The 3,847-nt window shown below is 35.6% G+C and carries 2 protein-coding genes; both read left to right on the top strand.

From position 1 onward, the window contains the following. Window positions 1-770: 770 nt before the first annotated feature. Entirely contained in the window at window positions 771-1,880 is a 1,110-nt protein-coding gene (locus tag PVV66_RS09250) for a hypothetical protein (RefSeq protein WP_273719204.1), read from the top strand. Window positions 1,881-2,126: 246 nt separating this feature from the next. Beyond that, entirely contained in the window at window positions 2,127-3,362 is a 1,236-nt protein-coding gene (locus tag PVV66_RS09245) for an MFS transporter (RefSeq protein ID WP_273719206.1), read from the top strand. Window positions 3,363-3,847: the final 485 nt, after the last annotated feature.

Here is a 3,847-nt window from a genome sequence, read left to right as displayed (position 1 = left end):
GCGATGTTGGGAGCACCGTTTCTTGGAGCCTTTGTGTTAGATCACACTTCTTCTGGTAAGTTATTCCTTCTTTCTGGCGTGGTTGGATTATGTTGTTTATTCGGGATCAGGATGTTGGTAAACAATTCTTTGTCAATTGTTTCTTCAAAATGATGGGTGTTTCTTCAAAATGAGGGGCGCATCAATGAAACACGTATTTTATCCTATACATGCAACACCACTCTTTGAGGTGTGAGATATCAGGTATGGAAAACTTTAAGGCGGGGAGTATTTTGACCACTGATCGGAGGTGTTCCTTTGAAGTTTTAAGTAAAAGGTGAAGAATGCGTAACACGCACTGCTCTCTCATTTTTTTCGATGATATGTGTTTTTTTGCTTTAAAATTTTACTAAAAAATTTTTTAAACTGTTCCTATTGATCGCATTCTTGTTGATGGGTAATCGACGCTGGAGCATCTCCACGATCAAGTTTGCTATGTTCAATTTTTTCATCAAGGCAAAGACTTAAAAAAACAACACCCTCAACATGTTTTTAGTTAAAATTTCCACTATTGCATTACAAAGAAAAGTTTAAGTGGGGATCTATATTAAAAATAAAATAGTATTGATGTCTTAATTTGGTTTTTTCTTGACGATTCAAGTATAATATGGTAAATATTAAGTTAATTTAAAGCAATAGATAATGAACTTTTTTCAAGAATTGTAATAAAAACTGTATGAGAGTTTATTGACAAAAAGGGTCATTTGGAATTTGAGCGGGGGCATCATCTAGTGAAATTAGCCACAAACGAGGAAATCATTAACAGCTGGTTTGCAAAGGAAGCTAAGGTTTACAATTGGCGCCTTCCAGAAGGCGCGAAGAGTTTCTATGAGTTTAAGAAAGATTCATTAATAAGCGATGATAAACTTCAACAGGAAATTTTGGCGTCTTTAATACGGGAAATACCGTTAACACCGGATACTTCCAATCCATTACATATGTTTCTTCAACAAGGTATTCTTTTTGAGGAAGGGCAAGGGGCGAGAGCTTTTGATACTCTTAAGGGTGAGCATTGGATACCTGTTAAAAGGAGAGAAAGCGGTGAGCCATTTAAAGTGAATGATCCAGAAATTGAAGCCTCATCTATATTAGATGAACGAAAAGATATCTATAGAGTTACAATAACGTGTGAACAAAGAGAGCATGCTTTTAAAGAAAAGTATGGGCTGCGCACTTTTTTAAATGAGATCAGGTCGAAATTCATAGAGATTGATAATACTAAGAGTGATGATTGGTTAGAAAAAATTATTGATCGTGCATTAAACAGTGAAGTTGCACCGTTGCAAAAAACACAAGAAATCTACATTCCAGATATTCGTGATCTTCTTTTAGATGAAAAATCACATAACTGCGCTATGGAAATCATTCAAAAAGCAGTCAGGTTTCTTGAATTTCACTCACGTTTGTACAATGCTTGTTATTTTCAAAAAGCTTGTTCTCTACATGATCTTATATTCATGTTTGGCATCGGTGCTCAAACTCTTGATGAAATCATGAATATGTTGATCGTTTATGACGCTAAAAAGAGTCTTTTAACAGTGAGAGATTTTGGTGAGAAAAAGAGCGATGTTATTGGTCTTGCTATGTCAAAAAAAGCAATATCTATCCATGACTTAAAAAGAATAGGGCAGAGTGATTTTGATCCAAAAAGTTTGTCTACGAAAATCTTTTTTCATATTTGGCAATCGTCATCATTTCGTCCGTTTGAAACAATGATTGCCTTTAAAGCAGGGACTGATGATCAGATTAACAAAACAATAGAAATGTACGAAGACGTCAATAGAATGAAGTTACAAAAAGAAGCAGAGGAAAAAGCTTTAAAAAGCGTAAATGTGCTGTAAAAAATAATGCGTGGAGGCATTCAAAAATCATTGGAAAATTATAAATTATAACAAAAATACAGCTGATTATCCTATCATGCCGTAAAAAACTGCTTTTTGAGGTGTGTGATATCAGGTATGCGAAACTTTAAGACGGGGGTATTTTGATCACTGATCGGGGGCGTTTCTTTGAAGTTCATATCACCAATTTTATTAAAGAGGGCGTGGAACTTTAACTATCGAAAAGTTTAATATCGGATGGTTGATATGAATTTATTTTTAAAAAAGAGTCCATTCTCTCTTTTTTCTGCTCTCTTTATTTCTAAAGTGGGCGATTATGCTTATGAAGTTATTTTTATTTTACTTGTCTTAGAATTAACAGATAACGCCTTTTTTACAGGTCTTGTGTATTTTTTTCGCTTTATCCCTTTTCTCTTTTTTGGACCTATAGGCGGTTGGTTAGCGGATAATTTTTCTTTGAAGAAAAATATGATCTTAAGTGAATTGGTGAGATTATTCGCCTCATTATTCGTTTTGATAACTACGATAACAGGGACGGCTCATGTTATTGTGCTTATTTTTGCAGCAATAGGTACAACAATAGGAAGAAGTATTTTTCAACCAAGTTTTCAAGCGGCTATCCCGAAAATGTTTGCAAGAAAGGATCTGACTAAGGCAAATAGCATTTCACAAATTATAGACGAAACGGCATCCGTCATTGGTCCTTTAGTTTGTTCCCTATTGCTTCTTTTCGCCGATAAATCGGCAGTTCTTATTTTTGATCTTTTTACTTATTTTGTCTCTATTATCGTGTTACTTAATCTTGTGAATTTAAACTCAAGTGAGAATAAATCATTCAATTTTATAAAAATTTATCGCGAAACCGCTTCCTATCTTCAATATATTTCGACTGAAAATAAACATTTATTTATTACGCTCGTTGGCTCGGCATTTGCTATTCTCTTTGCAGGTGCAATTTTAAGATTTTTAATTCCAGCTTTTGTTCTGTCTGTGGGGGGAGAGGAAAGATTTGTGAGTTCACTTTTTTCTCTCATGGCTGTTGGAACGATTGTGGGTGGTTTGTCCTATCGTAAAATTATAGTCAAGGTTACATCATTAAAGCTTATGGTCTTTTGGCTTCTTTATGGGGGAATTCTATTTCTTATGCCTTTAGCGGCAATATTTTATTTACCACTGCTTCTCATGTTTGCCTTCGTTTTAGGATTTACGGGGGCATTTGTGGATATTAGTTTAGTCTCTGCGCTTCAATTATACTCTCGTCGTGAAGATTTTGGTAAGAGTTTTGGAACCTTTTCAACTTTAGCAAACTCTGCTGAAGCTGTGTCTGGCCTTATTGCTGGGCTTTTTGCACTGGTAGGATTGGTGAGCTCTTTTTTAACGATGTCTTCTTTCATTATTTTCACTGGAATGATTGGTGTTATAAAAATTAAGAAAAATAAAGCATTAACACCCCCTCATACAACATTAGAAGACGATCATTGATCTCTTTGATCTCTCCATGCCGTTTTTTCTAAGACGGTTCGTTTCCTATCATGCCGTAAATACTGCTCTTTGAGGGGATGGTGATTTCGAGATGGTGGGATGGGTTGAGCAAGAGGTTAAAGTGTAGAGAATTGTTTACAGAGCAGTGTGTGGGGGAAGTTTTGTCTTGTGGGAAAATCTGCTTTTTGAAATGGGATTGTCAATCGGTGCTTAGAAAATTTCGTTCTTTGAGGGGCAGATGGTTAAAAAACGCTTCATGTGAGTCAAAAGATGGGCAACATTGGTAATATGCCGGTGTGTTCCTTTTATTTAAGCATAAAGAGACGGTGAAGAGAGTGACGGGATGCGTGAAGAATGAAGGCAAGTTTGTAGGTGGATAAGCTTGTTGTGAAGTACGTTGTTATGTGTTGCGTTCTCGTAAAACAGTTGTGTGGTGGTTTGGACGTTTTGTTTGGCTGCTTTTTAGTAAAGATGGTAAAGCGTAA

The sequence above is a fragment of the Bartonella sp. AU16XJBT genome (assembly GCF_028618665.1).
Classification (GTDB): Bacteria; Pseudomonadota; Alphaproteobacteria; order Rhizobiales; family Rhizobiaceae; genus Bartonella.
The sequence above is the reverse complement of the archived record's forward strand: the minus strand, read 5'-3'. Positions and strand labels throughout refer to the sequence as shown.